Annotated in this window: 3 protein-coding genes and 1 pseudogene; 1 reads left to right on the top strand and 3 read right to left on the bottom strand. The window is 71.3% G+C overall.

Going from position 1 to position 2,435, the window contains the following annotated elements; translation table 11 throughout:
• From AB0G02_RS35410 to AB0G02_RS35420, 3 genes are all read right to left on the bottom strand, one after another.
• On the bottom strand, positions 1-133 hold a 133-nt coding region (locus AB0G02_RS35410; RefSeq protein ID WP_360803382.1), incomplete at its 3' end, for a histidine phosphatase family protein.
• 9 nt (positions 134-142) lie between these two features.
• Entirely contained in the window at positions 143-967 is an 825-nt protein-coding gene (locus AB0G02_RS35415) for an undecaprenyl-diphosphate phosphatase (RefSeq protein WP_360803376.1), read from the bottom strand.
• Positions 964-2,013 carry an LLM class F420-dependent oxidoreductase gene (locus tag AB0G02_RS35420; RefSeq protein ID WP_360803379.1) on the bottom strand — a complete coding sequence of 350 codons (1,050 nt, stop codon included), beginning with the start codon at positions 2,011-2,013 and terminating at the stop codon, positions 964-966. The genes AB0G02_RS35415 and AB0G02_RS35420 overlap by 4 nt, the downstream gene beginning before the upstream one ends.
• Before the next feature lie 139 nt (positions 2,014-2,152).
• Here AB0G02_RS35420 and AB0G02_RS35425 point away from each other — a divergent pair.
• Positions 2,153-2,435: pseudogene (locus AB0G02_RS35425) on the top strand (aldo/keto reductase); the annotation flags it as partial.

Genomic DNA, 2,435 nt, shown 5'->3' on the forward strand with positions numbered 1-2,435 from the left:
CGAGCCGGTCGACCAGCGCGGTGGCTTGGTCCACGCCGCGCTCGGACAGGCTCACGCCGGGCTGTCGGCCCGCGAGGACGCCCGCTCCGTTGGCGGTGGAGCGGGCGTGTCGCAGCAAGATCACGGTAGCCACGGGGCCAGCCTATGTCGGGGCGAGCAGTCCCATCGACAGCAGCCCCATCAGGACGATGCCCAGCAGCAGCCGGTACCACACGAACGCCGAGTAGCTGTGCTTGGAGACGTAGCGCAGCAGCCAGGCGATCGTGGCGTAGCCGACGGCGAACGCGACGATCGTGGCGACGATCATCTGCGGCACGGACGCGGCGTTGGGCTCGGACCGGTCGAGCACGTCGGGGATGCTGAACAGGCCGGCGCCGAACACGGCGGGCAGGGCCAGCAGGAACGAGTAGCGGGCGGCGGCGGCGCGGTCCAGGCCGAGGAACAGGCCCGCGGTGAGGGTCCCGCCGGAGCGCGACACACCGGGGATGAGCGCCAGGGCCTGCGCCAGGCCCATGCCGACGGCGTCCTTGAGCTGCAGCTGGTCGCGCTCGTGGCGGGCGAACTGGTCGGCCAGGCCGAGCAGCAGGCCGAACACGATGAGCACGGTGGCGGTGATCCACAGGTTGCGCAGCGAGGAGCGGATCTCGTCCTTGAACAGGTAGCCGAGCACGGTGATCGGGACGGACCCGATGATCACGTACCAGGCCATCCGGTAGTCCTGGGTCTGCCGCGCGGCCTTGCTGACCAGGCCGCGGAACCAGGCCGCGATGAAGTTGCCGATGTCCCTGGCGAAGTAGATCAGCACCGCGACTTCGGTGCCCAGCTGGATGACCGCGGTGAACGACGCGCCCGCGTCGTTGCCGAAGAACAGCGTGGAGACGATCCTGACGTGCGCCGACGAGGAAATGGGCAGGAATTCCGTGAGTCCTTGGACGAGTCCTAGGACGAGGGCCTGCAACCAGCTCAACTACCCACTCCTGCCAGATCCAGAGCTTCGGTCGCCGTGCGGAGCGCGGCGATCCCCTGATCGAGATCTTGCAGCATGGGCGAAAGGGTGAGCGTGGTGACCCCCGCTTCGGCGTAGGCGCGCATCTTGTCGGCGATGCGCTCCTTGGGTCCGAGCAGGGAGGTGCCGTCGAGGAACTCGACGGGCAGCGCGGCCATGGCGCCGTCGTAGTCCTTGGCGAGGTAGCGGTCCTGGACCTCGGCGGCCTCGGCGGCGAAGCCCATGCGGGCGGCGTTGTCGTTGTAGAAGTTCTTCTGCCTGCTGCCCATGCCGCCGACGTAGAGCGCCGCGTAGGGGCGGATGCGGTCGGCGCAGGCACGCCAGTCCTCCCCCACGACCGTGGGGACGGTGGCGACGACGTCGAACCCGTCGAGGGACTTGCCCGCCTTCTCGCGGCCGGCCTTCAGCGACGCCAGGGCGTCGCCGGAGTGCTCGGGCGACAGGAACAGGGCGAGCCACCCGTCCGCGATCTCGCCGGCCAGCTCGACGTTCTTCGGGCCCACGGCGGCCAGGTACACGGGGATGTGCTCGCGCACGGGGTGCACGGTGAGGGTGAGGGACTTGCCGGGGCCGTCGGGCAGCGGCAACGTGTAGTGCTCGCCGGCGTAGCTGACGCGGTCGCGGCGCAGGGCGGAGCGCACGATGTCGACGTACTCGCGGGTGCGGCCCAGGGGCTTGTCGAACCGCACGCCGTGCCAGCCCTCCGACACCTGCGGCCCGGACACGCCCAGGCCGAGGCGGAACCGGCCGCCCGACAGCGAGTCCAGGGTGGCGGCGGTCATCGCGGTCATCGCCGGTGTCCGCGCGGGGATCTGCAGGATCGCGCTGCCGACGTCGACGCGTTCGGTCTGCGCGGCCACCCACGCCAGGACCGTGGGCGCGTCGGAGCCGTAGGCCTCGGCGGCCCACACCACCGAGTAGCCCAGTCGGTCGGCTTCCCTGGCCAGTTCGAGGTTCGCGGCGTCGTTGCCCGCGCCCCAGTACCCGAGGTTCAGTCCCAGTCGCACGAGCGGTGACCCTACCGGTCGGTAACCTGGTGCGCCAGGGCGGGCCGCGGCCGTCGTGGCCCGATCGTGACGCGATTCGGCCTTGACAGGCGCGCGCCACGACCCGCCGGAAAGTCGATCACCCCTTAGGCTCGCCCGCGTGGAACAGCGATACCTCGGGCGCAGCGGTCTGCGGGTTTCCCGGATGGCCCTGGGCACGATGACCTGGGGCCGGGACACCGACGCGGACGAGGCGGCCACCCAGCTGCTGGCCTTCGCCGAGGCGGGCGGCACGCTGGTGGACACCGCCGACGTGTACGTGGTGGGCGAGCGCTAGGGGATCCTGGGCGGCCTGCTGGGCGAGGTCGTGCCGCGCGACGAGCTGGTGATCGCCACGAAGGCGGTGGCGCGGCGCTACGACGGCCCGTTCGGCGGCGGCGCGT

The sequence above is a fragment of the Actinosynnema sp. NPDC023658 genome (assembly GCF_040639995.1).
Lineage (GTDB): Bacteria > Actinomycetota > Actinomycetes > Mycobacteriales > Pseudonocardiaceae > Actinosynnema.